Origin of the sequence: Streptomyces sp. NBC_00335, assembly GCF_036127095.1 — a bacterium.
In the GTDB taxonomy this organism is placed as follows: domain Bacteria; phylum Actinomycetota; class Actinomycetes; order Streptomycetales; family Streptomycetaceae; genus Streptomyces.
The window spans coordinates 4786610-4809943 of sequence record NZ_CP108006.1; the positions used below are offsets into that span (position 1 = coordinate 4786610).

Here is a 23334-nt window from a genome sequence, read left to right on the forward strand (position 1 = left end):
GGGGCGAGCGGTGGGGCGGCCGGGCGGGCGGTGCCTCCGGTGTCAGTCGGTGAAGCGGCCGAAGCGGCCCTTGTGGAAGAGGAGGGGCTCGCCCTCGCCGGCCGCGCCCATGGCCTCGACCTTGCCCACGACGATGAGGTGGTCCCCGCCGGTGTGCACGGCGTGGATCCGGCAGTCGATCCAGGCGGGCACCGCGTCGAGCTGCGGCGACCCCGTGGCGGGGGCCGGGGTGTGGGCGACGCCGGCGAACTTGTCGGCGCCGCTGACGGCGAAGGCCCGGCACAGCTCGCCCTGTTCGGCGCCGAGGATGTTCACGCAGAACACCCCGGTGCGCGCGATGCGGGGCCAGGTGGTCGACGTACGGGCCACCATGAAGGTGACCAGCGGCGGGTCGAGGGAGAGCGAGGCGAAGGACTGGCAGGCGAAGCCGGCCGGGCCGTCCTCGTCCTCGCCGGGCGGGGAGGTGATGATCGTGACCCCGCTGGCGAAGTTCCCCAGTACGGCGCGGAACTCGGCGGGGCTGACGGGCGCGCGCTCGTCCTCGCCGACGGCCCGCAGATCGGGGCGGGGCAGTGCTTCGACGGGCTCGGCCCCGGGCTCCGCGGCGGCGGAGGGGAGGGAGCCGACTGATCTGAGGTATCGGACGACGGTGGCCGCCATCCCTGCGTGTCCCATCACATCTCCGATTGAAGCTGACGGTTCGTCAGATGGGAAGGGGAGTGTAGGGTCCACCCTGGATTGAACGTGTTCAAGTCAGCTGGATGGGGAGGTCCGCCGTGTCGAACCACGTGTTCGTCGCGCCCCGGAACAAGCGCTCCTGGAGCGGCATCGCGCCCGGTGCGGAAGCCGTCGCCGGTGCACAGTTCCTGGTCGCGATGGTGCTCTGGTGGGTCTCCCCGGGCGAGAGCGACGCCTACGGGGTGGGCTACGGCACCTTCGCCATCGGCCTGTTCCTCGAAGTGGCCGTCGCGTGCGCCTTCCTTCCGCCGCTGTCGTTCGTGGCGGGCTGGGTGCACGGCACGCTCTTCACCATCCCCGTGATGGAGCTCTCGCACGCCGCGGGAGTGCGCACCCGGATCCCCGCGTCCCGGTGGGCCCTGCCGGTGCTGGCCCTGCTCGCAGGCCTGTACGCGGCACCGGTGGCCCTGCTGGCCCGTACCTCGTACGTCGCCACCTGGGGCTGGACGGCCGCCGCCGGGGTGCTCCCCGTCGGGGTCGCGGTGTACGCGCGGATGCGGCGGCGGACGAAGCTCCGGGTGCGGCTGTGGACGCTGGCGGCGACCCTGATCGCGGTACCCACCGCCCTCCTCGCGGGCTTCGTCATGCCCCCGTACGAGCCGCCGGCCCTGGAGCGCTCCGACTACGTCGGCGTGTGGACCGGCTCCGGCGTCAGCCTGGAACTCGACGCGCAGGGCGGGGCGATGGCGCAGACGCTTCCGGTGGAAGACGGATTGCACGAGGTCGACACCTGTTCGGGGCGCGGGACCTGGGAGCGGGCCGCCGGTTCGTCCGGCGGCGACGGGCCGGGCGTGGTCCTGTCCGTCGCGGAGTGCGAGGAAGCCAGGCTGTACTGGCAGGTGGCCGGCACGGCGGACGAGCCTCAGCTGTTCGTGCTGATCGGCGACCCGGACGGCGGGGACGTGCGCGTGCTGCGGAAGCGGGCGCGGTAGGCGGTCGGGGCGAGGTCCAGGCTCTGCTGGAACACGCGCCGCATGGTTTCGGCGGAACCGAAGCCCGACTGCTCGGCCACCGTGTCCACCGGGTCGTCGCCGGCCTCCAGCAGGGCCTGGGCGGCTTCGAGGCGGACGGATTCCAGGTACTGCCCCGGCGTCATCCCGGTCTCCGAGCGGAAGAGCCGGGCGAGGTGGCGGCCGCTGACCCCGGCGTCCCGGGCGACCTCGTCGAGCGCGAGCCGGGGGTCGGCCCCGATGGCGTCCATGACCGTGCGCAGGGCCGGATTCCCGGCCTCGCGCGGGGTCAGGCGGGCGCTGTACTGGGACTGGCCGCCGGGCCTGGCCATGAAGACGACCAGCTCCCGCGCGACCTCCCGGGCGATCTCGGCCCCGTGGTCCTCCTCGACCAGGGACAGCGCGAGGTCGATGCCCGAGGTCACCCCGGCGGAGGTGACCACGTGCCCGTCCTGGACGAACAGCGGATCCGCCTCCACCCGCACCAGCGGGTACGCGTTGGCGAGCTGCGCCGCGAGCCGCCAGTGCGTGACCGCCCGCCGACCGTCGAGCACCCCGGTGTGCGCCAGCACGAAGGCCCCGGCGCACACCGAGGTGACCCGGCGCGAGCGGCGCACGAGCTCGGCGACCAGGCCCGTCAGGGCGGGATCGGCGACGGCCCGCCGCCAGTCGCTCCGGCCGGGGACGACGAGCGTCCCGGGGCGGGCCGGCAGGCTCTCCGGGCCGCCGTCCGCGCCGATGCGTACGCCCGAGGAGGTGCGGACGTCGGTCCCGTCCGGGGAGATGATCCGGACCTCGTAGCGGGCGCCGTGGAGATTGGCTGTACCGAACACCTCGGCGGGGCCCGTGACATCGAGCAGCTGCACGCCGTCGAAGGCGACGATGACGACGGGGTGGGCGGCTCGTCGGTCCATCGCCCGTCGGTCCACCGCTACTCGGCCCACGGGGAGTCCAGGACCACGCGTACGAAGTCCCCGCGCTCGAAACCGGGCACGTGGTGCGCGAGCACGTCGGCCTTGATGTTGCCGAAGGTGGTGCCGGGCTTGGGTGCCACGCCGTCGGCGAAGGCGCGCAGGATGCGCTCCTTGAACCGTGGGCGCGGGTGCAGGGCGACGACCGCCGCGCGGTCAGCCTCGGCGAGCTCGTGGTAGCCGATGCCGAGCACGTCGTACTCCACGCCCGCCGTCACCAGCGCCACCTCGGGTTCCATGTGCTCCGGGATGCCCGGGGTGGTGTGCAGGGCGATCGCCGTCCACACCCGGCGCACCGCGTCCTCGGGGACCCCGTGGCTCCGCAGGAACCGGCGGGCCTCGTCGGCGCCGTCTACCTCGAAGCGGCGGCCGCTGGCGTGGAAGGGCTCGGTGAGGCCGAGGTCGTGGAACATCGCGGCCACGTAGAGCAGTTCGGGATCGACCTCGATGCCGAGGCGGCGGCCCTGGAGGCTGCCGAAGAAGTACACGCGGCGGGAGTGGTCGTAGAGCAGCTCGCTCACGCTGTCCCGGACGAGCTCGGTCGCCTCCTTCGCCAGCCGTGAGTCCGGTACCCGGATGGTGCGGGTGAGTGCGTTGGTGGGCGTTGTCGTCGTTGCCGTCGTCGTCGTGGTCTGCACGGTCTGCATGGTCTGCTCCCTGTACTGGGCTCCCTGTGGGGCGTCTCCAGTCTTCGGGGCCCGGGTGGTGTCCCGCCATGGCCATCGGGCCGGACATCCCACAGATACGGACACGGGTGCGGGCTCGGTGCGGCCGTACGGGTGATTCGGCCGCCGCGCGCAGTCCCCTGGGGCGCGGGCTCCGGACGGGCTCGGCATCGTGGCGGGGGACCGGAGACAGGCCGCCGCCGCTGCGGCAGCGGCGCACGCACGCACGCACAGGAGGACTCACATGCTCGGCACCGATTTCCGCAAGGGATCGCCCAACTGGCTCGACCTCGGCAGTCCCGACACCGACGGGGCCGTTTCGTTCTACACCGGCGTCTTCGGCTGGGAGTTCCTCTCCCTCGGCCCGGAGGCGGGCGGCTACGGCTTCTTCCAGGTCGACGGCAAGACCGTCGCCGCGCTGGGGCCGCTCACCGAGGAGGGCGCCAGCCCCGCGTGGATGCTGCACTTCAACACCCCCGACATCCAGGAAACGACGGCGGCCGTCAGGGCGGGCGGCGGGGTCGTGCGGATGGAGCCCGGGGACGTGATGGGGGAAGGGTGGCTGGCGCAGTTCACCGATCCGCAGGGCGCGGAGTTCGCGTGCTGGCAGCCGGGGAAGACCGGCGGTCTGGGGCGGACCTCCGAGGTGAACTCCCTGGTCTGGGCCGAACTGCACGCCCCCGACCCGGTCGCGGCCGTCGAGTTCTACGCCGGGCTCTTCGGGTGGCGCTCCGCCGAGATGGAGGCGCCCGGGATGACCTACCGGGTGCTGAGCATCGCCGACGGGGACCAGGAGGACGGCTCCTTCGGCGGGGTCGCCCCGCAGGGCGACGGTGCGGGCCAGGGGGCCGGGGCGAACGAAGTTCCGCGCTGGGTACCGTACTTCAACGTCGCCGACGTGGACGCGACCGTGGCCGCCGTCCGGGGTGGCGGGGGGTCGGTGCTGATGCCCGCCGCAGATGTTCCGGAGGTCGGGCGGATGGCGTGGACGGCGGACCCGACGGGAGCGGTGTTCGCGCTGCTCACGCCGGATCCGCAGATGTAGTTCCCGGTGCCGGTGCCTGTGCCGTTACCGGCCGAGGTACTTCGGGGTGCGGCGCTCCACGAAGCTGGCGACCCCCTCGTTCGCGTCGGCCGTCGTCATGTTGAGCTCCTGGGCGGTGGCCTCGGCGGCGAGCGCCGTCGCCCGGTCGCTGTCCAGGGAGGCGTTGACCAGCTGCTTCGTCAGGGCCAGGGCGCGGGTGGGGCCCTGCGCCAGGCGCTCCGCCCACTCCCTGGCGGTGTCCTCCAGTGCCTCGGCGGGCACCACCTTGTTCACCAGGCCGAGCCGTTCGGCCTCGGCGGCGGGGACGGCGTCCCCGAAGAACATCAGCTCCTTTGCCTTGTGCGGGCCTATGAGGCGGGGGAGCAGGTACGCGCCTCCGCCGTCGGGGACCAGGCCGCGGCGGACGAACACCTCGATGAAGCGGGCCGGTTCGGCGGCGATGACCAGGTCGCAGGCGAGTGCGAGGTGTGCGCCGATGCCGGCCGCGGTGCCGTTCACGGCGGCGATGACCGGCTTCTCGCAGTCGAGCACGGCCGTGATCACGCGCTGCGCGCTGAGCCGGATCATGCGGGCCACGTCCCCTACGACGCGCTCCGCCGGGGCGGCCGGAGAACCGCGGAGGTCGGCGCCCGCGCAGAAGCCCTTGCCGGTGGCGGTGATGACCACGGCCCGCACGTCGGGATCGGCGGAGGCCTCGGCCAGCAGGCCGATGACGCGCTCGCGCTGGTCCCAGGTGACGGCGTTCATGGCCTCCGGGCGGTTGAGGGTGATCCAGGAGACGCCGCTCTCGAAGCGGTGGAGGACTTCGTCCTCCGGGGTGGGGGTCATGAGGGCTCCCGTTTGTGGGCTGGGCTGGGGTGAGGTTGGGGCGGGTGGGGTGGGCTGCGGGGGCCGGTGCCGGGGACGGGGTGGGGTGTCGTCCGGGACTCATGATTTATGGCGCCCTGTGCGGGCTGCGTCCCTGATGGGCTTCTTTCGCGCCAACAAATCACGTTTTACGTCCCGGACGACACCCCACCCCGTCCCCGTCCCCGGCTGCCTGGCCGAGCCGCTGAACTCAGCCCCTTTGGGGGGGGCGGGTTTTTTAGCCGTCCGGCCTCTGCACCCCGGGGTCCGGGCACTTTCAGCCGTCCGGTGTTTGAAGACCGGGGTCCGGGCAATTCCAGCCTTGCCGGCGTTTGAGGCGCGGGGTCTGGGGCGGAGCCCCAGGGGGTCCGGGCGCAGCCCGGGACCCCTCCAGCCCGTCCGGCGTTTGAGGACCGGGGCAGGGCCGGCCCTGGGAACGGTGGAAGGGCGGGTCGGGGACTTTGCCCCGCGCAGCGGACGGGCCCCCGGCCACTGGAGGTCAGCGGCAGATGGCCAGGGCGTCCAGGGCGACCGCTCCCTGGCCTCGGGGGAGGACCATCAGGGGGTTGATGTCCAGCTCCGAGAGTTCGTCGCCCAGTTCCATCGCCATCCGCTGCACCCGCAGGATGACCTCCACCAGCGCGTCGACGTCGGCGGGGGGCGCCCCCCGTACGCCCTCCAGCAGCGCGTGCCCGCGGAGTTCCCCGAGCATGGCCCGTGCCTGGTCCTCCCCGAAGGGGGGTACCCGGACGGCCACGTCGTGCAGCACCTCCACCAGGACCCCGCCGAGACCCACCGTCACCGTGGGACCGAAGAGGTCGTCCTGGGTGACCCCGACGACCATCTCGACGCCGCGCTCCACCATCTGGCAGACGAGGATCCCGTCCAGGGGGACGTTTTCGTAGCGTGCGATGTCGGTGAGTTCACGGTAGGCGTCGCGGATCTGGCTCGCCGAGGTCAGGCCGATCTTGACCAGCCCGAGTTCGGTTTTGTGCGCGAGCTGGGGGCCGGAGGCCTTCATGACGACGGGGTAGCCGACCAGGCCGGCTGCCCGTACGGCCGCTGCGGCGCTGGTGACCAGTTGCTCCCGGGGCACCCGTATCCCGTAGGCGCGCAGGAGCTGTTTCGCCGCGTGTTCGCTGAGCTGCTGGCCCGGGCGCATGAGGGCCTGGGCCTTGCGGAAGGAGGGCGAGGTGGTGCGCGGGGCGTCCTCGAAGGGGGAGCGGTAGGCGGCGGTGAAGCGGTGGTGGCCGAGGTACGCGCGGACGGCGGTGATGCAGTTGCCGAAGGTGCGGAAGGTCGCCACGCGGGAGGAGCCGAGGAGCGTGGTGCGGTAGGCCTCCTCCGTGCCGACGGGGGAGCCCCAGATCACGCAGATGAGTTTGTCGGTCTGTTCGGCCGCGTCCACCAGGTCCTGCGCCAGTTTGTCGCTCATGGGAGGGAAGGGGCCCGTGATCGGACAGATCAGGACGCCTACCGAGGGGTCCGCGAGGATGGCGTCGATGATTTTGCGGCCGCGCCAGTCGCCGACCGGGTGGCCGCCGTTGTCCACGGGGTTGGAGACGCCCAGGTACTCCGGGATCCACTGGTGCAGCTCGTCCTGCTTGGCCTGCGAGAGGGTGGGGATGCTGAGTCCCGCCTCGGTCGCCAGGTCGGAGAAGTGGGCGCCGGTGCCGCCGGAGATGGAGTAGACGACCACTCCGTCGGCGAGGGGCTTGCGGGCGCGGGCCAGGAGGGCCGCGGTGTCCTGGAGTTCGTCGAGGCCGTCGACCCGGATGACGCCGAACTGCCGCATGGCGGCGTCCACCACGGTGTCCGCGCCGGTCAGCTTCCCGGTGTGCGAGGCGGCCATGCGGGCGCCCGTCTCGGTGCGGCCGACCTTGACGGCGACCACGGGCACGCCGTTGCGGGCGGCCCGGTCGGCGGCGAGGAGGAACTGCCGGCCGTCCTTGAGGCCTTCGACGTAGCAGGCGATGGCCCCGACCTCGGGCTGCTCGGCGAAGTAGGAGATGAAGTCGGAGGTTTCGAGGTCGGCCTCGTTGCCGGTGGGCGCCCAGTGGGAGAGGCGGATGCCCAGCTCCTGGAGGGTGTAGACCGGCCGGCCCTGGTGGCCGGACTGGGTGATGAGCGCGATGGCCGGGCCGGTGAGGTCCTCGCGGAACTTCTCGAAGGCGTTGAGGTTCGTGTTGGGTCCCAGGAGGCGCAGGCCCGAGCGCCGTACCGCGGCGCCGAGACGGGCCTGTGCGGCGGCGCCCTCGTCGCCGGTCTCGGCGAAGCCGGAGGCGAAGGCGACCGCGAACTTCACCTTGGCTTCGGCGAGCTGCTCCACGACGGGGAGCGGATCGGCCACGAGGAGGACGGCCAGGTCCACCTGCTCGGGAAGATCGGCCACAGAGGCGTGGCACGGCAGCCCGAAGACCGTGGCCCGGGTGGGGTGCACGGGGTGCAGCCGGGCACCGACGCGTTCCGCCCAGGCGATGAGCTGGCGGGTGATGCCGGTGTTGGGTCTGCCGTCGGCGTCCGAGGCGCCGATGACCGCCACCGACTCGGGCCGGAAGAACCGGTCCAGGTCGGGGGCGTCGGCGTGCAGGGGCCGACCGCTGACGTCCAGCGCGACCGTGTCCTCGGCGGACGGAGCCGCTGTGGAGTGGACGGCCGTCCTGGGGGTCTCCCCGCAGGCCTCGACACGTGCGCGGAAGTCGGTGGTGAGGGTGCCGTGAGTAGATCCAAGCATCGTTCCGCCCGCTCCTGCTCGATGAACCTCGACGAATCTCAATAACTGACGCGTAGTCAGATTACTGAACTGACGTGCCGTCAGGAACAGGGATGCACAGGAAAGCTGGTGGAGGTGATGTGTGGAACGCCCGCGGCGTGGCTTTCGGGTGCGCCTCGGGGCGGACCCCAGGGGGATCCGCGGCGGCTTCCGGCATGACGTCCGGGGCCCTTCAGGGAACGGTCTCAGATCGCCGGGGGCCGGTCCAGACCAGTATTCGGCCGAGGTCAGGGGGCCGGGGCGGCCCTGCGGGGGCGGTCGGCCCCGATCGTCTCGCCGCGCGGCGCCCGGAGCTCCTCACCACTCCCGGGGGGCGATGAGCTCCTCGATGTCCGCGTCCGCGAATCCGTACGCCTCGGCCACGAACGCGAAGTCTTCGGCTATCTCCTCGCGCGCCACGGTCTCGATTTCGCTCCCGGCGGCCTCGAACTCCGCCTCCAGCAGGTTGAACTCCTCGGTCGCCGCCCCCGTCAGCACGTACAGCACGGCCAGGTCCGAGGGCTGCTCGGCCTCGATGCGGGCGCAGAGCCGGAGGAGGATGTCCCGGCCCTTGTCGAGGACGTGGTCCGGGTAGTACGCGTCCCGGTAGAGCGGCTCCAGGAAGGAGCGGGCTGCCACTTGCTGGTTCGTGATCGACATGGTGTTCCCCCATGGTTTCGTCGGCGGTCCCTGATGTGTCGATGCTGCACCCGGCCACTGACAACGGACCTGGTGTGGGGGAGGGGGAGGGGGAGGGGGAGGAACATGCCTGGCGAGGTGGGGGCCGGCCCGGTGATCATCTCGGCATGAGCACGGACATCAGAGGCTTCATCGAGTGCCACCTCAACTATCGGGAACACGAGGCGGATTCGCTCTGGCATGCCACCATCGCCTTGGAGCACCTGAACGTGCCGAGGAACTACGGCGCCTTCGGCTGTCTGTTCGGCGTCTGCGACGACGGGCAGTTCGTGCCCGTGGTTCCCGTCCGTGGACTGCCTGCCGGCGCATCGGATCGTGTCCGCGAGGGGCATGAGACGACGGGCGGGCGAAGCGCGAGCTGGGTCAGCTGGGCAGAGATCAAGCGGGTCGACTGGGACGAGGAGTCAGCCGAGCCGGATTGCTACATCCATGAGTACCACCGTGATCCGCAAGGCGAATGGCAGATCCACCAGCGCCACTATTCCGCTCCTCGGCGGTTCGCCGAGCTCTGCGGACAGCCGGCCAACGCGACCCACCCCGGCAGGTACTTCCCGGAGGGCTCCCAGTGGATCGACGGAGACCGGATGTTCCGTGTGGAGCGCCTCACGAGCCGCGACGCCGTGCTCGACGAGGAGTGGGGTTCCGTCTGGGCCGTCATGGGCACCCTCGCCGAGCTGCACGGCGACGACGCGGTCAGGCTGGTCGTCTGGTTCGACGACTGACCGTGGGGACTTGGCCAGCTCGTTCTGATCACCGTGCCGGGCCGGATTCCACTTCGCTGCCGCGTCGGCGTCAGATGCTGCCGAAGGGTTCGGGGTAGATGAATTCGCCTTGTACGGAGGGGTCGTAGGTGGCCAGGGTGCGGATCTGGAACAGGTGCTCCCAGGCCGGTTCCTCGCCGACGATGCCGAAGTCGGTGCTCGGGCGGAAGCCGAACCGGCCGTAGAAGTCGGGGTCGCCGAGGACGACGACCATCGGGGCGTCGAGGGCGTCCGCCGCGGCGAGAGCGGCGTGGACCAGGGCCGTTCCGAAGCCGCGCCGGCGATGGTCGCTGTGCACACCGAGCAGGCTGAGGTTGGGGATTCGGGCGGTGCCGATTCGTCCCCGGGTGCACAGAGCATGGCCGACGATCGCGCCGTCCTCGTCCTCGGCCACCAGCGAGAGTGCTGGGATCCAGTCTTCACCCCTTCGCAATGCCTCCCGCAGGATCACCTCCACAGGTTCCTCCTCGTGCGGCTTGTGGGAGGAGGCAATGGTCACCGCACGGACGGCGGCCAGGTCGGCGGGGGTTTCTCGTCTGATCAGCACCTACGCAGTGTGGCCCTCCGGCCGACCTGGTGGGCGTGCGGGGGCCGTCAGGGAGATGGCCTCATCTCACGGACCGGATGACGATGCCCGCGATGTGGCGTAGGACTTGTCGGCCAGGACTGCGAAAGGCCCGGTGCGCGGCCGCCCCCGGCGACGTGGGACGCGCAGGCGGGCCATCAGGTGCGTGGAGCCGGGAGCGTCGCAGGCCCGTCCGACGGTGAGGCAGAGGGCGAGGGGCCGGCAGTGCGCGTCGGCTGCGAGGTTCGCCTGCCGGGGCCCTCTTCTGCGGGCCCCGGCCGTGTGCTGGGGAGCGCGCACGACATGGCCTAGGTGCGGGCCTTGCGGGCCGTGCGGGCGATGGCCTTGGCGATCTTTTCGGCGTCCAGGGCCAGTTCGCGGATGTTGCCGCTGATGGGGTTGGTGAAACCGGTGAAGTAGAGGGCCGGGGCGTCGGGCGGGGTGGTCGCGCCGTGCGTACGGGGGCGGCCGCGGTCGTCCAGTACGTCGAGGGCGCCGACCAGGCCCTCCAGGGCGCGGCGGTATCCGGTGGCCGCGATCACGGCGTCCGGGGTGATGCGGGAGCCGTCCGCGAGGACCACCTCGGCTCCGTCGAAGGACTCGACGGCGGCCACGGGCTCCACCCGGCCCGTGCGGACCGCATCGATCAGGCCGACGTCCTGGAGCGGGATCGACCCCTGCTTGACCCTGCTGTACAGGCCGGTGGTGGGGCGCGGGAGACCGTACGCGGACAGGTCCGGGACCGAGGCCTTGCCGACGATCGCGCCGAGCCGGTCGACGAGCCGTACGGGCAGGTGCCGGACCAGGATCCCGGTCCGCTGCGAGGGCCAGCCGGCGGTGGAGCGGCGCAGGATGTGCGGGGCCGTGCGCACCGCGAGGCGGACCCGGGCGGCGCCGCCTTCGGCGAGGTCGACCGCTATCTCGGCGCCGGTGTTGCCCACGCCGACGACGAGGACGTCCAGGCCGGCGTAGGGGGCGGGGTTGCGGTACTCGGCGGCGTGGGCGAGGGGGCCCGGGTAGGTGTCCCGGCCGGGCCAGTCGGGGACGAGGGGGGTGTGGTTGTACCCGGTCGCGACCACCACCGCCCGGGCCGCCATGACGCGGCCGCCGGTGGCGTGCAGGGTCCAGCCGGGGGCGTCGGGGAGGGAGTCCGCGGAGGGCTCGATGCGGGTCACCTCGATGCCGGTGGCGATCTCCAGCTCGTGGAACTCGGCGTACTTCTCCAGGTAGCGCACCACGTTCTCGCGTGCCACCCAGCGTCCGAAGCGGCGCGGCATGGCCAGGCCCGGGAGGGCGGAGAGGCGGCGCGTGGTGTGCAGGTGGAGGCGGTCGTAGTGCCGCCGCCAGGAAGCGCCGACCGACTCCGACTTCTCCACGACCACCGCGCGGATGCCGCGGGCGCGCAGCGCGGCGGCGACGGCGAGGCCGCCGGGGCCGGCGCCGATCACGTAGACCGGGCGGGGCTGGGTGGACAGGTCGGGTGCTGCGGGGGCTCCGGGCATGAGGTGTGAGCCTATCGACGTACGGGGGTGGTGGGTCTCGGACGAGGAGGGAATCGGTTGCGGATCGATTACGGGGCGTGGTGGGGGCGGTGGGGGTGGTGGGGGGACCGTGGGGCGTGGTGGGGGGCCGTGGGGAGGGCCGTGGGGAGGGCCGGGTGGGCGGCGGTGGGTGGGGGCTTGTGGGATGGGGCGGGATCCGGTGAACTGACGGGACGTCAGATTTGGTGTGTCCCGGAGGAGTGGTGTCGTGAGTACAGGAGCCGGTACGGCTGCGCGGTTCGACCTGCCGGAGATCGACGACTTCACGCGGCCCTACTGGGACGCGGCCGCGGAGGGGCGGCTGTTGCTGCGCCGCTGCGGGGAGTGCGGGAAGGCGCACCACTACCCGCGGGAGTTCTGCCCGGCCTGCTGGGCGGGGGAGGACAGGGTGACGTGGGAGACGGCGAGCGGGCGGGCCACGCTCTACACCTGGTCGGTGATCCACCGCAACGACCTGCCGCCCTTCGGGGAGCGGGTGCCGTATGTGGCGGCGGTGGTGGACCTCGCGGAGGGGCCGCGGATGATGACCGAGGTCGTCGGTGCGGAGGGGGTGGAGCTGCGGGTGGGGATGGACCTGGTGGTGTCCTTCCGGGAGGCGGCGGAGGGGGTTTGGGTGGCGGTCTTCACCCCCGGCGCGGGCTGACCTCGCGGGGTGGGGGGAGTCCCCTACCCGCCCTTCGACCGTTCCCAGGGCTCGGCCCTGACCCGGTCCTCAAGCGCCGGACGGGCTGGGAAGGGGTACCGGGCTGCGCCCGGACCCCTCTGGGGCTCCGCCCCAGACCCCGGTCCTCAAACGCCGGACGGCTGGGAATGCCCGGACCCCGGTCCTCAAGCGCCGGACGGCTGGGTATGCCCGGGCCCCGGTCCTCAAGCGTCGGACGGCCGGGAATGCCCGGATGCCCGGTGGCCGGGACGGGTAGCTGTCGGGCGGTGGGAAACCCTCAGGCGTGCGGCGGCTGGGACGGGCAGCCGTCGGGCGATGGGAAGCCCTCAGGTACCTCGCCGCCGGGCGGTCAGGGCCACAAGAGGTGGCGGGTCCAAGGGGTGTTGGGGGTTCGGGTGTACTGGAGGCGGGTGTGGAGGCGGGCTGCGTCTCCCTGGAAGAACTCGATCTCCGTGGGGGAGAGGACGTACCGGGTCCAGGTCGGGGCCGGGGCGTCCGGCTCCGCGCCCGCCCGCTCCCAGGACTGCGCCGCGGTGGCGGCCAGTTCTTCGCGGGAGGTCAGGACCTCGCTCTGCCGGCCCGTCAGGGCCGCCGCGAGGGCTCCGCGCGTGCGGGCCGCCAGGTCGGCGCGGCTTTCCGTCGCGTCGCACGCCGTGACCCGGCCCCGGATGCGGATCTGGCGGGCCACCGCCGGCCAGTAGAAGCCCAGCGCCGCCGCCGGCTGCCCGGCCAGCTGGCGGCCCTTCGTGCTGGTGGAGTGCGAGGCGAAGTGCAGGCCGCGCTCGTCGGCGTCGTGCAGCATGAGCGTCCGTACGTCGGGCCGTCCGTCCGCGTCCACCGTCGCCAGGCTCATCGTGTGCGGCTCGGGCTGCCCCGCCTTGGCGGCGTGCGTGAACCACTCCCGGAACAGTTCGAGCGGCTCGGCCGGAGCGGTGGCCGTGTCGAAGGAGGGCAGCGGCCCGTCCCAGACGCGCAGGGAGTGCAAGGTGGTGTGGAAGTCGCTCGGGGCGCTCAGGTCGCTCGTCATTCCTCAATCGAACACCACCCGGTCGTGTCCCACCACGAGGAAAGCCGAACGGGGGCGCCCCGGCCGACCTGTGCGGTCGGGCGGAACGCCCCCGTGGACGTCAGGACGCGGCACAAGGCCGCGCGTGCGTCGGGGTGTTACTGCATCAGTCGAGGACGTCCGGGCGCGGCGGGATGCTGCGGAGCGTCGCCGCACCGGCGGCCGGGCCGACGGCCCAGTCGATGAGCTTGTTCGCGTCCGGGTAGCGCGAGTCGTCGTTCAGCAGGACACCGATGACCGTCTTGCCGTTGCGCGTCGCCGAGAAGACGATGCACCGACCCGCGATGGAGCCGGTGCCGGTCTTGACGCCGATCGCCCCCGGAGCGAAGTGGCCGGAGTTGGCCTGGAGCAGCTCGTTGGTGTTCGTCCACGTGGCGACGGTGGCGGTTCCGCCGCTGCTGATCGCGGTGGTCTTCACGATGGACTTGAAGGTGCTGCTGCGCATCGCGAAGCGGGTCATCTTCGCCAGGTCGCGCGCGGTGGTGACGTTGCCGGCGACCGTCGGCGAGATGCCGTCGAAGGAGTCGTACGTGGTGTTCGTCATGCCCAGGGACTTGGCCTTGGCGTTCATCTTCGCGATGAAGTCCTTGGTGCGGGCCGCGGTGGTCGCGCCCGAACCGAAGGTGTCGGCGAGCGCGTAGGCGGCGTCGCAGCCCGAGGGCAGCATCATCGCGTAGAGGAGCTGGCGGACCGTGGGCGTGGCACCCGCCTTCAGGTTGGCCGTGCTGGCGCCCTCCCGGACCACGTAGTCCCGGTACTCCTGCTTGATGGTGACCTTCTTGTTGAGGTCGAGACCAGGAGTGGTGAGGACGACCACGGCCGTGGTGATCTTCGTGGTGCTGGCCATCTGGCGCTTGGTGTCGCCGCCCTTGTAGGCGAGCGTGGCGCCCGTGGTGCCGTCCATGAGGAACGACGCGGAAGCCGAGTTCGTCGGTGCGGCGGCGGCCCCGGCGGGCGAGCCGACCGCGATGAGGGCGCCCGTGGCGACGGTGACGGCGAGAGCGGCGCGAGAACGCCGCAGCAGGTTCGATATCAAGTCAGTTCCCGTGATGGCTGGAGATTCCCCGAAGGGGCCGCGGACACCGAGGTGCCCGGCCCCTCCGGGAGCTTACGCAGCCGGACCGACAAGGAGATCAGTCCCGTCCGAGAATGATGGTGCCCGACGAGCAGAACCAGCCGCCGGTGCCCGAGGCGATGGCCACCTGTGGGAGGGTTCCGCCACGTTTGCGCACTTGGCCCTCGCCCGCCTCGCCGCGGAGTTGGCGTACCGCCTCGACCAACAGGAACAGCCCGCGCATGCCCGGATGGCAGGCGGAGAGTCCGCCGCCGTCCGTATTGACCGGGAAATCGCCGTCCCGCAGGAGGCGGCCTTTCTCCACGAATGCGCCGCCCTCGCCCTTCGCGCAGAAGCCGAGGTCCTCCAGAGTGACCAGGGTCATATAGGTGAAGGCGTCGTAGATTTCGGCCAGGTCCACATCGGCCGGGGTGAGTCCCGCGCGGGCGAAGGCCTGGCGGCCCGAGACGGCCGCGGGGGAGACGGTGAAGTCCTCCCACTCCGACATCGTGGTGTGCGAGACGGCGGTGCCGGACCCGAGGATCCACACGGGCTCCTTGGCCGTGTCCGGTACGTAGTCCTCCGCGGCCAGCAGGACCGCGCAGCCGCCGTCGGAGCGGATGCAGCAGTTCAGCTTCGTGAAGGGGTCCGCGATCATCCCGGAGGACAGCACGTCGTCGACCGTGATGGGGTCGCGGAACATCGCGTCCGGGTTGGTGGCGGCGTTGGCCCGCGCCTGCACCGCCACCTCGGCGAGCTGCTCCAGCGTCGTGCCGTACTCGTGCATGTGGCGGCGCGCGGCCATCGCGTACTTGGAGACCAGCGTGTGCCCGTACGGGACCTCGAACTGCAGGGGTCCGCGGGCGCCGAAGGAGAGGTTCGAGGTGCGGCGGCGGGCCTTGATGTCGGCGCGCGCGGTGGATCCGTAGACGAGGAGGACCGCGTTGGCGTGGCCGGCCGCGATGGCGTCGGCCGCGTGGGCGGCCATCACCTCCCAGGTGGAGCCGCCGACCGAGGTGGAGTCGACCCAGGTGGGGCGCAGGCCCAGGTACTCGGCGACCTCCACGGGCGCCAGGATGCCGAGGCCGGCCGAGGCGAAGCCGTCGATCACCGAGCGGTCCAGGCCGGAGTCGGCCAGGGCCCGGCGGGCGGCCTGCGCGTGCAGGGCGTACGGGGTGGGGCCGTCCACCCGGCCGCAGTCCGAGAGGGCGACGCCGACGACGGCGACCCGGCGGGGCCGGGCCTGAGGGCCGGCTGTGGCGGATGCGGATGCGGTGGCGGAGAGAGGTCCAGGCATGACCTGACGGTACAACTGACGCATCGTCAGATGCTAGGGGGTCCGGGTGGGTTGGGTCGGGGCGTGAATCCTCCTATGCTGCGCCGCGTGATGGAGGCCGCGGATGTGCTGTCCGTACTGGCGCTGCTGCGCCGGGCGGGGGCGGACGTGTGGGTCGGTGGAGGGTGGGGGATCGACGCGCTCCTCGGGCGCCGGACCCGGGACCACCGCGATCTGGACCTGATGCACCGGCAGGAGCAGGAGCCCGCCGTGGTGGCGGCCCTCGCGGAGGCGGGCTTCTCGGAGCGCCTGGACCGGCGCCCCGTGCGGTTCGTCGTCGCGCATGCCGACGGCCGGGAAGTCGACCTCCATCCGCTGGTCTTCGCGGGCGACGGCTCGGCGGTCCAGGCCTCGCCGGAGCCCGGGCGTCCTTTTCGTTACCCCGCCTCGTGCTTCGTGACCGGCGGGATCGGGGGGACCGCGGTCCCGTGCCTGTCCGTCGAGCAGCAGGTCTCCTTCCACCAGGGCTACGAGCCCACGGGCCGTGACCGGCAGGACATGGCCCACCTCCGGCAGGCCTTCGGGGTCGCCACCCACTTCTGAGGCGCGGGGCGCGGGCGCCCGCCCTCCGGTTGTCCGGCGGGGCATCCATCCCCGGCGGCTCGGCGGAGCGCCCGGCCCTCTTGGCTGTCCGTCCTGCGGGGGAGTCCTCCCTCCGGCCGTCCGGCGGGAGGCTCGACCCCCGGCCGTCCGGCGGGCCGCCGCCCCCTCCCGCCCCGGCGATCGGCTTCGGGGTGGTCCGCCCCCTGTGCTTATGGCGCCGCCCGCCCTAACATGACGGCCCGTCAGATACGGGGAGGAGCCCGACGATGGATGCCGCCTTCACCGCGGAGCAGGACGAGATACGGCGTACCCTGCGCGAGATCCTGGGCAAACGCTGCGGCCCGGACGAGGTCAAGGCCGCCGTCCGCACCGCCGCCGGACACGACCGCGAGCTGTGGCAGCAGCTCGCCCGGCAGCTCGGACTGCCGGGCATCGCCGTGGCCGAGGAGTACGGAGGCGTCGGCTGCGCCCCCGCCGACCTGGCCCTGGCCTGCGAGGAGACCGGGCGGGTGCTGCTGCCGTCACCGCTGCTGGCCACCGCCGTGCTCGCCGTGCCGCTGCTCACCGCCCTGGGGACCGGCGCCCAGCGCTCCACCCTGCTCCCGCCGCTCGCGGCGGGCGGGCTCACCGCCGCGCTCGCCGTACCCGGCCCCGCCCTGGCCACCGCCCTGGCGCTGACCGGCACCAATGCCCCGGGCGAATGGGCCGGCGGCGGCCGCGCCGGCGGGGTGCAGGCCCGCGCCGTGGACGGCGGCTGGCGGCTGTACGGGGAGGTCGCCCAGGTGCTCGACGGGCACAGCGCCTCGCTGCTGTTGGTCGCGGCGCACGCGGGAGGGTTCGCCCGCAGCCGCACCCTGCTGTTCCTCGTACGGGAGGACGCGCCCGGCCTCGTACGGGCGCGGCAGACCACCCTGGACGAGACCCGCCCGCAGGGGCAGATCCAACTCCGCGACGTCGAAGCCGAATTGCTGGGCGCAGAGGACGCCGACGTGGCCGGGGCCCTCGCCGCCACCGGGCGCGGCGCCGCCGCCGTCCTGGCCGCCGAGGCGGTCGGCGCGGCCGGGCAGGCGCTCGCCCGCACCGTGGAGTACGTACAGCAGCGCGAGCAGTTCGGCCGGGCCATCGGCTCGTTCCAGGCGGTCAAACACCGCCTCGCCGACCTTTATGTACAGGTCCAGGCGGCCCGCTCGGCCGCCTACTACGCCGCCTGGGACCCGCAGCAGGGCGGACTCGCCCTGGCCCAGGCCCTGGAGGCGCTGCGCATCACCGCCGGCGAGGCCATCCAGCTGCACGGCGGCATCGGCTTCACCTGGGAGCACGACGCGCACCTCTACTTCAAGCGGGCGGCCGCCGACGAACTGCTCTTCGGCCCCGTCCACCGGCTGCGCGCCCATGCCGCGGAAGCCGCCGGGCTGTTCGCACCGCTCGCGCCCGCGCCCGTACAAGCCCCCGCCCCCGCCCCACGGAACGAGAAGGTGGCCGTCTGATGGCGCCCGGAGTCAAGCTGATGCAGAAGGTCTCCTCGACCATGCTGTTCGCCAAGATCGCACCGCACTTCATCCCCGCCATGGACAAGGCGGTGCACAAGCTGACCCGCGGAAAGGTCATCCTCAGCGCCCAGATGCTCCCCGGCGTGATCCTCACCGCCAAGGGAGCCAAGACCGGCGAACCGCGCACCACCCCGCTCGCGTGCATGCCGGAGCAGGACGGGGCGAGCTGGGTGCTGATCGGCTCGAACTTCGGCCGCCCCGGACACCCGGCATGGACCGGGAACCTGCTCAAGAACCCTGACGCGAAAGTGAGTTGGAAGGGTCAGGACATCGCCGTACGCGCCCGCCTGCTGGCGGGTGAGGAACGCGCGGCGGCGTGGCAGGCGGTGCTGAAGTTCTGGCCGCCGTACGCGGCGTACCAGGCGCGCATCGAGCGCGAGATCCGGTTGTTCCGCCTGGAGCGTCGCTGATCACGGCGGAGGTCCCGTCGGGGCGTGGGTTCCCGCAAGGGCGGAGGTCCCGTAAGGGGTGAAGGCGGCGGCGGACCCGGTGGGGGTCCGCCGCTTACTTCGTGGGCTTCTTGCCCGTGATGCCCAGGTGGACCAGGAGGGCCAGGTTCGGCTTCAGTTCCGCCTGCTTGACGCCCCAGGTCTGGAACCCCTTCTGGTGCGAGGCGACCGCCGCGAGCATGGCGACCAGCGAACCGGCCATCGCGGCCGGGCTCACGTCCTTGTCGACCTTGCCCTTGGCCTGGAGCTCCTTCATCGACTCCGTGAGGGAGTTGGTGACGGAGTTGAGGATCTTCATGCGGATCTTGTAGAACCGCTTGTCGCCCTCGGCCGCGCCGAGGTCGACGACCCGCAGGATCGCGTCGTTGCGCCGCCAGAACTCCAGGAAGCCATCGACGAGTTCCTCGGCCGCCGCCCATCCCGCCTTGCCGACCCACGCGCGTCCCTCGACCAGCGAGGTCAGTTGCGCACCCTCGTTGGCCATGCGCTCCGCGATCTCCAGGACGGCGCCTTCGACGTCCGGGAAGTACTGGTAGAAGGTCGCGGGGGAGGTACCGGCCTTGCGGGCGACGTCGATCACTTTGACGTCGCGGTACGGCGAGGAGCTGAGCATCTCGCTGAGGCAGTCGAGCAGCTTCTGCCTCGTCGCCTGACCGCGCCGGCCGGCAACGCGACCGTCGACGGTGCGTACTTGTCCTGTCATGCCGTCAGCTTACCGAGGGGTGATCGGCGCGCGATTCGGCCGCCTGCAAATGGGGTTACGGGACGCCTGGCCTGGGCGTACGCCCGTCCCGACCCGTCACCGCGACGGATTCCGGCCGGGCGGACGCCCCGGGCGCGCCATCCGGGTTCGGGCCCTATCCCCCGAATAGTCTTATCAACAGGCTGTGGACAAGTTTTCGGGCACATCATGATCCGGAGGACATGGCTGGGCGAGCGGGGCAGAACGTGCGCGGAGGGTGCACACCCTTGCACACCCCCGCACAACGGAAGGAACCGGGCTCATGGCAGCATTCGCGGAAGGCTCACCCTGCTGGGTCGACGCCTCCCTGCCGGACGTGGAAGCCGGCAAGCGCTTCTACGGTGAGCTCTTCGGATGGACCTTCGCCGACAGCGCGGGAGCCGAGTACGGCCACTACACCCAGGCCTACAGCCGCGGCCGCAACGTCGCCGCCCTCGCCCCCAAACCCGACGGCCGGATGCCGACCGTCTGGGGGATCTACCTCTACACCACCGACGCGTACGCCTGCGCCCAGCGCATCCGCGCCGCCGGCGGCCAGATGGTCATGGACCCGATGCCGGTGGGCCCCTACGGGACCGCCGCGATGGCCGCCGACCCCGGCGGGGCCGTCTTCGGCCTGTGGCAGCCCGGCACCCACCACGGCTTCGACGCCCAGAACGAGCCCTACACGTACTGCTGGTCCGAGGTGTACACCCGCGCCCGCGACGCCGTGGACGTCTTCTACGCCAAGGTCTTCGGCTACGTCCCCGAGGACCAGAACGACGAGGACTCGGGCATCGAGTACCGCGTCTGGTCCCCGCCCGGCAAGGCGGCCGGCTCGGAGACCGCCGTCCTGGGGCGCAGCCTGATCACCGATGCCTTCCCGGAGATCATGCCCGCGCACTTCCTCGCGTACTTCGCCGTCCCGGACTGCGACCAGTCCGTGGCGATGGTGCAGCGCCTCGGCGGCCGGGTCACCGCCGACCCCTTCGACACCCCGTACGGCCGCATCGCGGTGGTCGCGGACAACCAGGGGGCGGTCTTCGGCCTGCTGTCGGAACCGCGGACGAGGACGGGCGGCACGGCTTAGAACCGCGCGCCCTCGTACGGGCTACGGTCTACGGGTTCACGGTGAGCTCGTCCCGGCGGCTTTCGGCGTTGAAGTGCTTGCCGTCGGCGTCGCGGTAGCGGGCGATCCAGGTGCCGGTGGCGTCGGCGGTGAACTTGTGGACGAAGCTGCCGTCCTCGGCGGTCTTCGAGTGGCCCTTGTAGACGTAGGTCTGGCTGCCGGCGGGCTGGAAGTAGAACAGGACCTTCTGGCCGGCGTAGGCCTTCGCCGGGGTCTCGTGCCGGAGGCTGCCCTTGATGAAGAAGGCCTGGCCCTTCTGCACCGGCTCCGGCGCCGCGTTGAACTTCGTGATCTCCGTCGCCGTCCGGGTCAGCCGGACCGGCTCGGTGACGGAGCCCTGCATGCGCGGCGCGGCGGCGTACCGGAGCCGCCAGTAGCCGTCCGCCCCGCCGGGCAGCGCCTGGTCGAAGCGGGCGGAGGCGAAGTCCACGGTGAACACGGTGCGCGTCGCCCAGTCCGTCTTGCCGTCGGCCGAGTACTGCACCTCGACGAGGGTGGGGGCCTGGCTGAGGGGCTTGTGGGCGAGGCCCCCGGTGAACCGCACGCCGGCGGGGCCGACCGTGGCCTTGACCTCCGTGAAGTAGCTGACCTCGACGACCTTGGCCTCCGTGGTGGCGATCACGTACTGGAGCCACGGGGACTTGCCGCCCGCCCACGTGGTCTTCACCGGGCCGCTACGGGACATCAGCAGCTGCCGCTCGAACCGGCCGTCCGCCCCCGTGACGGGCTCACCGGTGAGGTCCGCGAGCATCTGCGTGCCCTCGGGGACGGGCTTGCGGGTGCCGTCCGCGGCGATCCTGACGGCCTGGCCCGTGATCTTGGCCGTCGATCCGTAGCGGGCCTTGATCTTCCGGGACTCGGGGTCGAGGACGATCTCGGCCTTCTGGGGGACCGCGCGTGCGGTTTCGGCGCTCCCCCCGGCGGCGATGTCAGGGGTGTCCAGGGTGTCGACGCGCACTTCGGTGTGGTCCTCCGTGCCCCGGAAGGTGAACGGAGCCGACAGGTGGCCCCGGGCGTCCGTGGTCGCCTCCTGCGAGGTGCGCTCGGCGGAGAGGCGGACCTTGGCGTTCCGCAGCGGGGTGCTCGCTCCGGTCCGCGGGTCGAGGGTGGTGACGTCCGCCGTCACGGTGGTCTTGAGGTTGTCGAGGGACACCCCGTCCGCCGCGACGACCTTGGTGACCACCGAACGCAGCCGGTAGTCGAAGTCCCCGCATTCGACGGGTTCGGCTTCGGAGCCGACTTCGAGGGTGTAGATCCCGAGCTCGGCCAGCTTGAGCGGCTCCGAGACCAGACGGAAGTCGGGGAGGACGCCGTCCGGGTCGGTCACCCTGCGGAACGTGTCCACGGTCGCGACGCGCAGCCCCGTCTCCTTGTCCCGCAGGTGGACGACGAGGCCGTCGGGCACGCCCGTCCCGTCCTGCGCGCTGTGGACGACGAGGGACCCGTCCTGCTTGGCGTACATCTCCGGCGGGCAGGAAGCCGTTGCGGCGAACGCGGCATGCACCGACCCCGGCACGGCCAGGCCCCCGAGCAGCGCAGTGGCGACGACGACGGCTGAGGTCAAACGGTGACGCACGGATTCCCCCGGATTTTGACGAGCTGAACGGCTGTTAGACCCGTGACACCCCCGATGGGTTGTATGCCTTTTCCCGCAGGCTGAGCCGGTCGCGGCCTTGCCTGCGGGGGCGTCCGTACGGGTTGAGGGTTACGGGTTCACCTGGAGGTCGTCCCGGCGGCTCTCGGCGTTGAAGTGCTTGCCGTCGGCGTCGCGGTAGCGGGCGATCCAGGTGCCGGTGCGGTCGGCGGTGAACTTGCGGACGAAGGTGCCGTCCGCGGCGGTCTTGGCGCTGCCCTGGTAGAGGAAGCCCCGGGTGCCGGCGGGCTGGAAGTAGAACAGGACCGTCTGGGCGCCGTACGCCACCGCCGGGGTCCCGTGCTGCAGGGTGCCCTTGATGGCGAAGGTCTGGCCCTTGCGGACCGGCTCCGGGGCGGCATCGAACGTCTTGAACGCCGTCACCTTCCGGGTCAGCCGGACCGCCGGGGTCACGTAGCCCTGGATCAAGGATTCGCCGGCGTACCGCATCCGCCAGTAGCCGTCGGCCTCGCCCGGCACCGTCTGCTTCATCGAGCCGGTATCGAACTTCGCAGTGAACGTCTTGCGCGTCGTCCAGTTCGTCTTGCCGTCGGCCGAGTACTGCACCTCGACGTTGGCGGACTTGTTCTCGACCACGGGCCTGAGGTGCAGGTCCCCGGTGAGCGTCACCTGCCGTGCGGAGTCCATGGTGGCCCTGAACGTCCTGATGAGCGTGCTGGAGACGAGCTCGACCTGCGTCCGGCCCTCCGCGGCCTCCAGCCACGGCGTGGCCCTCCAGCCCTCCCACGAGGTGCTCGTGCCAGTGCTGGTGATCCGTACCTGCCGCTCGAACCTGCCGTCCGCCTTCGTCAAGGGCACACCGGTCAGATCGGCCGAGAGGCGCGTGCTCTCGGGGACGGGCTTGCGCGTGCCGTCGGCGGCGATCCATACGGCCTGGCCCGTGATCTTGGCCGTCGATCCGTAAAGTGCCCTGATCTTCCGGGATTCGGGGTCGAGGACGATCTCGGCCTTCTGGCGGACCGTGCCCACGGTGAGCCAGGTCTCCACGGCGTCCATCTGCGGGGTCTGCGCCACACCGAGGCGCACGTTGGTAAACGCCTCCGTCCCCCGATAGGTGTACGGGGCCGCCAGGTGGCCCTGGGCGTCCGTGGTCGCCTCCTGCGAGACGCCCTCACCGGCCAGGCTGACCTTGGCGTTCGCGAGGGGGGAACTCGTCTGGGTCCGCGGGTCGAAGCCGGTGAGGTCCGCGGAGACGGTGGTCTTCAGGTTGTCGAGGGACACCTTGCCCGCGGTGGGCTTGGTCATTTCCGAGCGGAGCCGGTAGTCGAGGTCCCCGCAAACGGTGGTGCCGGCTGCCGTGTCGACTTCGAGGGTGTAGATCCCGAGCTCGGGCAGCTTGAGGGGGTCCGAGATCACGTCCGTCGCGAACATGTCGTCCGACTCTTCCCAGGGCAGGTCCTTGAACTTGTCGACGGCCGCGACGCGCAGCCCCGTCTTCTTGTCCCGCACGTGGACGGTGACATCGGGTCGGGTGTAGACGTTCTTGATGACGATGGCGCCCTCGCGGGTGGTGTACATCCCCTGGTAGCAGCCGTCGTCGGCGGCGTGCGCGACCCCCGGCACGGCCAGCCCTCCGAGTGCCGCTGCGGCGATCACGACTGCTGATGTCAAGCGCTGATGCATGTATCCCCCGGG

22 protein-coding genes are annotated in these 23334 nt (G+C 71.8%); 8 read left to right on the forward strand and 14 right to left on the reverse strand.

All coding sequences use genetic code 11. The features are described 5' to 3' along the window. Positions 1–42 precede the first annotated feature (42 nt). Positions 43–660, reverse strand: a complete 618-nt coding sequence (locus OHA37_RS21565) for a flavin reductase family protein (protein WP_266912974.1) — start codon at positions 658–660, stop codon at positions 43–45. Between the two features lie 116 nt (positions 661–776). Between OHA37_RS21565 and OHA37_RS21570 the strand changes: the two genes are divergently transcribed. Beyond that, entirely contained in the window at positions 777–1670 is an 894-nt protein-coding gene (locus OHA37_RS21570) for a hypothetical protein (RefSeq protein ID WP_266907646.1), read from the forward strand. Here OHA37_RS21570 and OHA37_RS21575 read toward each other — a convergent pair. Together OHA37_RS21575 and OHA37_RS21580 are read right to left on the reverse strand one after the other, a co-directional pair. Beyond that, positions 1601–2602, reverse strand: a complete 1002-nt coding sequence (locus OHA37_RS21575; protein ID WP_266907648.1) for a GlxA family transcriptional regulator — start codon at positions 2600–2602, stop codon at positions 1601–1603. The two genes, OHA37_RS21570 and OHA37_RS21575, sit on opposite strands and share 70 nt — an antisense overlap. Positions 2603–2619: 17 nt before the next feature. Next, complete coding sequence (locus OHA37_RS21580; protein ID WP_266907650.1) at positions 2620–3306, reverse strand: HD domain-containing protein; 687 nt, start codon at positions 3304–3306, stop codon at positions 2620–2622. 262 nt (positions 3307–3568) lie between these two features. Here OHA37_RS21580 and OHA37_RS21585 point away from each other — a divergent pair, with 262 nt between their 5' ends. After that, complete coding sequence (locus OHA37_RS21585) at positions 3569–4369, forward strand: VOC family protein (RefSeq protein ID WP_266907652.1); 801 nt, start codon at positions 3569–3571, stop codon at positions 4367–4369. A gap of 24 nt (positions 4370–4393) precedes the next feature. On the opposite strand, the gene OHA37_RS21590 is transcribed toward OHA37_RS21585, so the two are convergent. The 3 genes from OHA37_RS21590 to OHA37_RS21600 all read right to left on the reverse strand — a co-directional run bounded on the left by OHA37_RS21590 (position 4394) and on the right by OHA37_RS21600 (position 8627). Next, a complete protein-coding gene (locus OHA37_RS21590) occupies positions 4394–5197 on the reverse strand; it encodes an enoyl-CoA hydratase/isomerase family protein (RefSeq protein WP_266907654.1) in 804 nt (267 codons plus the stop codon). A gap of 517 nt (positions 5198–5714) precedes the next feature. Continuing rightward, on the reverse strand, positions 5715–7949 hold the full coding sequence (locus OHA37_RS21595) for an acetate--CoA ligase family protein (RefSeq protein ID WP_266907656.1): 2235 nt from the start codon (positions 7947–7949) through the stop codon (positions 5715–5717). Positions 7950–8285: 336 nt separating this feature from the next. After that, on the reverse strand, positions 8286–8627 hold the full coding sequence (locus OHA37_RS21600; protein WP_266907658.1) for a DUF5713 family protein: 342 nt from the start codon (positions 8625–8627) through the stop codon (positions 8286–8288). A gap of 146 nt (positions 8628–8773) precedes the next feature. On the opposite strand from OHA37_RS21600, the gene OHA37_RS21605 reads away from it, so the two are divergent. After that, positions 8774–9388 carry a hypothetical protein gene (locus tag OHA37_RS21605; protein WP_266907660.1) on the forward strand — a complete coding sequence of 205 codons (615 nt, stop codon included), beginning with the start codon at positions 8774–8776 and terminating at the stop codon, positions 9386–9388. A 70-nt stretch (positions 9389–9458) separates the two neighbouring features. Here OHA37_RS21605 and OHA37_RS21610 read toward each other — a convergent pair whose 3' ends face one another. Together OHA37_RS21610 and OHA37_RS21620 are read right to left on the reverse strand one after the other, a co-directional pair. Continuing rightward, positions 9459–9974, reverse strand: a complete 516-nt coding sequence (locus tag OHA37_RS21610; protein WP_266907662.1) for a GNAT family N-acetyltransferase — start codon at positions 9972–9974, stop codon at positions 9459–9461. A gap of 326 nt (positions 9975–10300) precedes the next feature. Then, the gene (locus OHA37_RS21620; RefSeq protein WP_266907664.1) at positions 10301–11494 is read right to left on the reverse strand and encodes a flavin-containing monooxygenase; all 1194 of its coding nucleotides are present in this window, start codon (positions 11492–11494) and stop codon (positions 10301–10303) included. 247 nt (positions 11495–11741) lie between these two features. Between OHA37_RS21620 and OHA37_RS21625 the strand changes: the two genes are divergently transcribed. Beyond that, the gene (locus tag OHA37_RS21625; RefSeq protein WP_266907666.1) at positions 11742–12176 is read left to right on the forward strand and encodes a Zn-ribbon domain-containing OB-fold protein; all 435 of its coding nucleotides are present in this window, start codon (positions 11742–11744) and stop codon (positions 12174–12176) included. Positions 12177–12546: 370 nt separating this feature from the next. On the opposite strand, the gene OHA37_RS21630 is transcribed toward OHA37_RS21625, so the two are convergent. The 3 genes from OHA37_RS21630 to OHA37_RS21640 all read right to left on the reverse strand — a co-directional run bounded on the left by OHA37_RS21630 (position 12547) and on the right by OHA37_RS21640 (position 15614). After that, on the reverse strand, positions 12547–13224 hold the full coding sequence (locus tag OHA37_RS21630) for a pyridoxine/pyridoxamine 5'-phosphate oxidase (protein ID WP_266907668.1): 678 nt from the start codon (positions 13222–13224) through the stop codon (positions 12547–12549). 145 nt (positions 13225–13369) lie between these two features. Continuing rightward, entirely contained in the window at positions 13370–14296 is a 927-nt protein-coding gene (locus OHA37_RS21635) for a D-alanyl-D-alanine carboxypeptidase family protein (RefSeq protein WP_266912976.1), read from the reverse strand. 100 nt (positions 14297–14396) lie between these two features. Further along, positions 14397–15614, reverse strand: coding sequence for an acetyl-CoA acetyltransferase (locus OHA37_RS21640; protein WP_266907670.1), 1218 nt, complete (start codon positions 15612–15614; stop codon positions 14397–14399). Positions 15615–15704: 90 nt separating this feature from the next. Between OHA37_RS21640 and OHA37_RS21645 the strand changes: the two genes are divergently transcribed. The 3 genes from OHA37_RS21645 to OHA37_RS21655 all read left to right on the forward strand — a co-directional run bounded on the left by OHA37_RS21645 (position 15705) and on the right by OHA37_RS21655 (position 18156). Continuing rightward, positions 15705–16196 carry a nucleotidyltransferase domain-containing protein gene (locus tag OHA37_RS21645; RefSeq protein ID WP_266912978.1) on the forward strand — a complete coding sequence of 164 codons (492 nt, stop codon included), beginning with the start codon at positions 15705–15707 and terminating at the stop codon, positions 16194–16196. Positions 16197–16462: 266 nt separating this feature from the next. Then, positions 16463–17683, forward strand: coding sequence for an acyl-CoA dehydrogenase family protein (locus OHA37_RS21650; RefSeq protein ID WP_266907672.1), 1221 nt, complete (start codon positions 16463–16465; stop codon positions 17681–17683). Next, positions 17683–18156 carry a nitroreductase family deazaflavin-dependent oxidoreductase gene (locus tag OHA37_RS21655; RefSeq protein WP_266907674.1) on the forward strand — a complete coding sequence of 158 codons (474 nt, stop codon included), beginning with the start codon at positions 17683–17685 and terminating at the stop codon, positions 18154–18156. Before OHA37_RS21650 ends, OHA37_RS21655 begins: the two co-directional genes overlap by 1 nt. A gap of 94 nt (positions 18157–18250) precedes the next feature. Here the strand turns inward: OHA37_RS21655 and OHA37_RS21660 are convergent, their stop codons facing one another. Beyond that, positions 18251–18898, reverse strand: a complete 648-nt coding sequence (locus tag OHA37_RS21660) for a TetR family transcriptional regulator (RefSeq protein WP_250742709.1) — start codon at positions 18896–18898, stop codon at positions 18251–18253. Between the two features lie 301 nt (positions 18899–19199). Here OHA37_RS21660 and OHA37_RS21665 point away from each other — a divergent pair, with 301 nt between their 5' ends. Continuing rightward, complete coding sequence (locus OHA37_RS21665) at positions 19200–20006, forward strand: VOC family protein (RefSeq protein ID WP_266907677.1); 807 nt, start codon at positions 19200–19202, stop codon at positions 20004–20006. Between the two features lie 28 nt (positions 20007–20034). On the opposite strand, the gene OHA37_RS21670 is transcribed toward OHA37_RS21665, so the two are convergent. Together OHA37_RS21670 and OHA37_RS21675 are read right to left on the reverse strand one after the other, a co-directional pair. Beyond that, the gene (locus OHA37_RS21670; protein ID WP_266907679.1) at positions 20035–21609 is read right to left on the reverse strand and encodes a hypothetical protein; all 1575 of its coding nucleotides are present in this window, start codon (positions 21607–21609) and stop codon (positions 20035–20037) included. Positions 21610–21750: 141 nt separating this feature from the next. Further along, complete coding sequence (locus OHA37_RS21675) at positions 21751–23310, reverse strand: hypothetical protein (protein WP_266907681.1); 1560 nt, start codon at positions 23308–23310, stop codon at positions 21751–21753. Between the last annotated feature and the right edge of the window lie 24 nt (positions 23311–23334).

What these genes read in the sequence shown, in the direction of transcription:
- OHA37_RS21605 (WP_266907660.1), top strand. Translation starts at nt 8,774, where the DNA reads ATGAGCACGGACATCAGAGGCTTCATCGAGTGCCACCTCAACTATCGG.
- OHA37_RS21575 (WP_266907648.1), bottom strand. Translation starts at nt 2,602, where the DNA reads ATGGACCGACGAGCCGCCCACCCCGTCGTCATCGTCGCCTTCGACGGC.
- OHA37_RS21640 (WP_266907670.1), bottom strand. Translation starts at nt 15,614, where the DNA reads ATGCCTGGACCTCTCTCCGCCACCGCATCCGCATCCGCCACAGCCGGC.
- OHA37_RS21660 (WP_250742709.1), bottom strand. Translation starts at nt 18,898, where the DNA reads ATGACAGGACAAGTACGCACCGTCGACGGTCGCGTTGCCGGCCGGCGC.
- OHA37_RS21620 (WP_266907664.1), bottom strand. Translation starts at nt 11,494, where the DNA reads ATGCCCGGAGCCCCCGCAGCACCCGACCTGTCCACCCAGCCCCGCCCG.
- OHA37_RS21630 (WP_266907668.1), bottom strand. Translation starts at nt 13,224, where the DNA reads ATGACGAGCGACCTGAGCGCCCCGAGCGACTTCCACACCACCTTGCAC.
- OHA37_RS21655 (WP_266907674.1), top strand. Translation starts at nt 17,683, where the DNA reads ATGGCGCCCGGAGTCAAGCTGATGCAGAAGGTCTCCTCGACCATGCTG.
- OHA37_RS21590 (WP_266907654.1), bottom strand. Translation starts at nt 5,197, where the DNA reads ATGACCCCCACCCCGGAGGACGAAGTCCTCCACCGCTTCGAGAGCGGC.
- OHA37_RS21585 (WP_266907652.1), top strand. Translation starts at nt 3,569, where the DNA reads ATGCTCGGCACCGATTTCCGCAAGGGATCGCCCAACTGGCTCGACCTC.
- OHA37_RS21665 (WP_266907677.1), top strand. Translation starts at nt 19,200, where the DNA reads ATGGCAGCATTCGCGGAAGGCTCACCCTGCTGGGTCGACGCCTCCCTG.
- OHA37_RS21650 (WP_266907672.1), top strand. Translation starts at nt 16,463, where the DNA reads ATGGATGCCGCCTTCACCGCGGAGCAGGACGAGATACGGCGTACCCTG.
- OHA37_RS21600 (WP_266907658.1), bottom strand. Translation starts at nt 8,627, where the DNA reads ATGTCGATCACGAACCAGCAAGTGGCAGCCCGCTCCTTCCTGGAGCCG.
- OHA37_RS21645 (WP_266912978.1), top strand. Translation starts at nt 15,705, where the DNA reads ATGGAGGCCGCGGATGTGCTGTCCGTACTGGCGCTGCTGCGCCGGGCG.
- OHA37_RS21565 (WP_266912974.1), bottom strand. Translation starts at nt 660, where the DNA reads ATGGCGGCCACCGTCGTCCGATACCTCAGATCAGTCGGCTCCCTCCCC.
- OHA37_RS21580 (WP_266907650.1), bottom strand. Translation starts at nt 3,306, where the DNA reads ATGCAGACCGTGCAGACCACGACGACGACGGCAACGACGACAACGCCC.
- OHA37_RS21595 (WP_266907656.1), bottom strand. Translation starts at nt 7,949, where the DNA reads ATGCTTGGATCTACTCACGGCACCCTCACCACCGACTTCCGCGCACGT.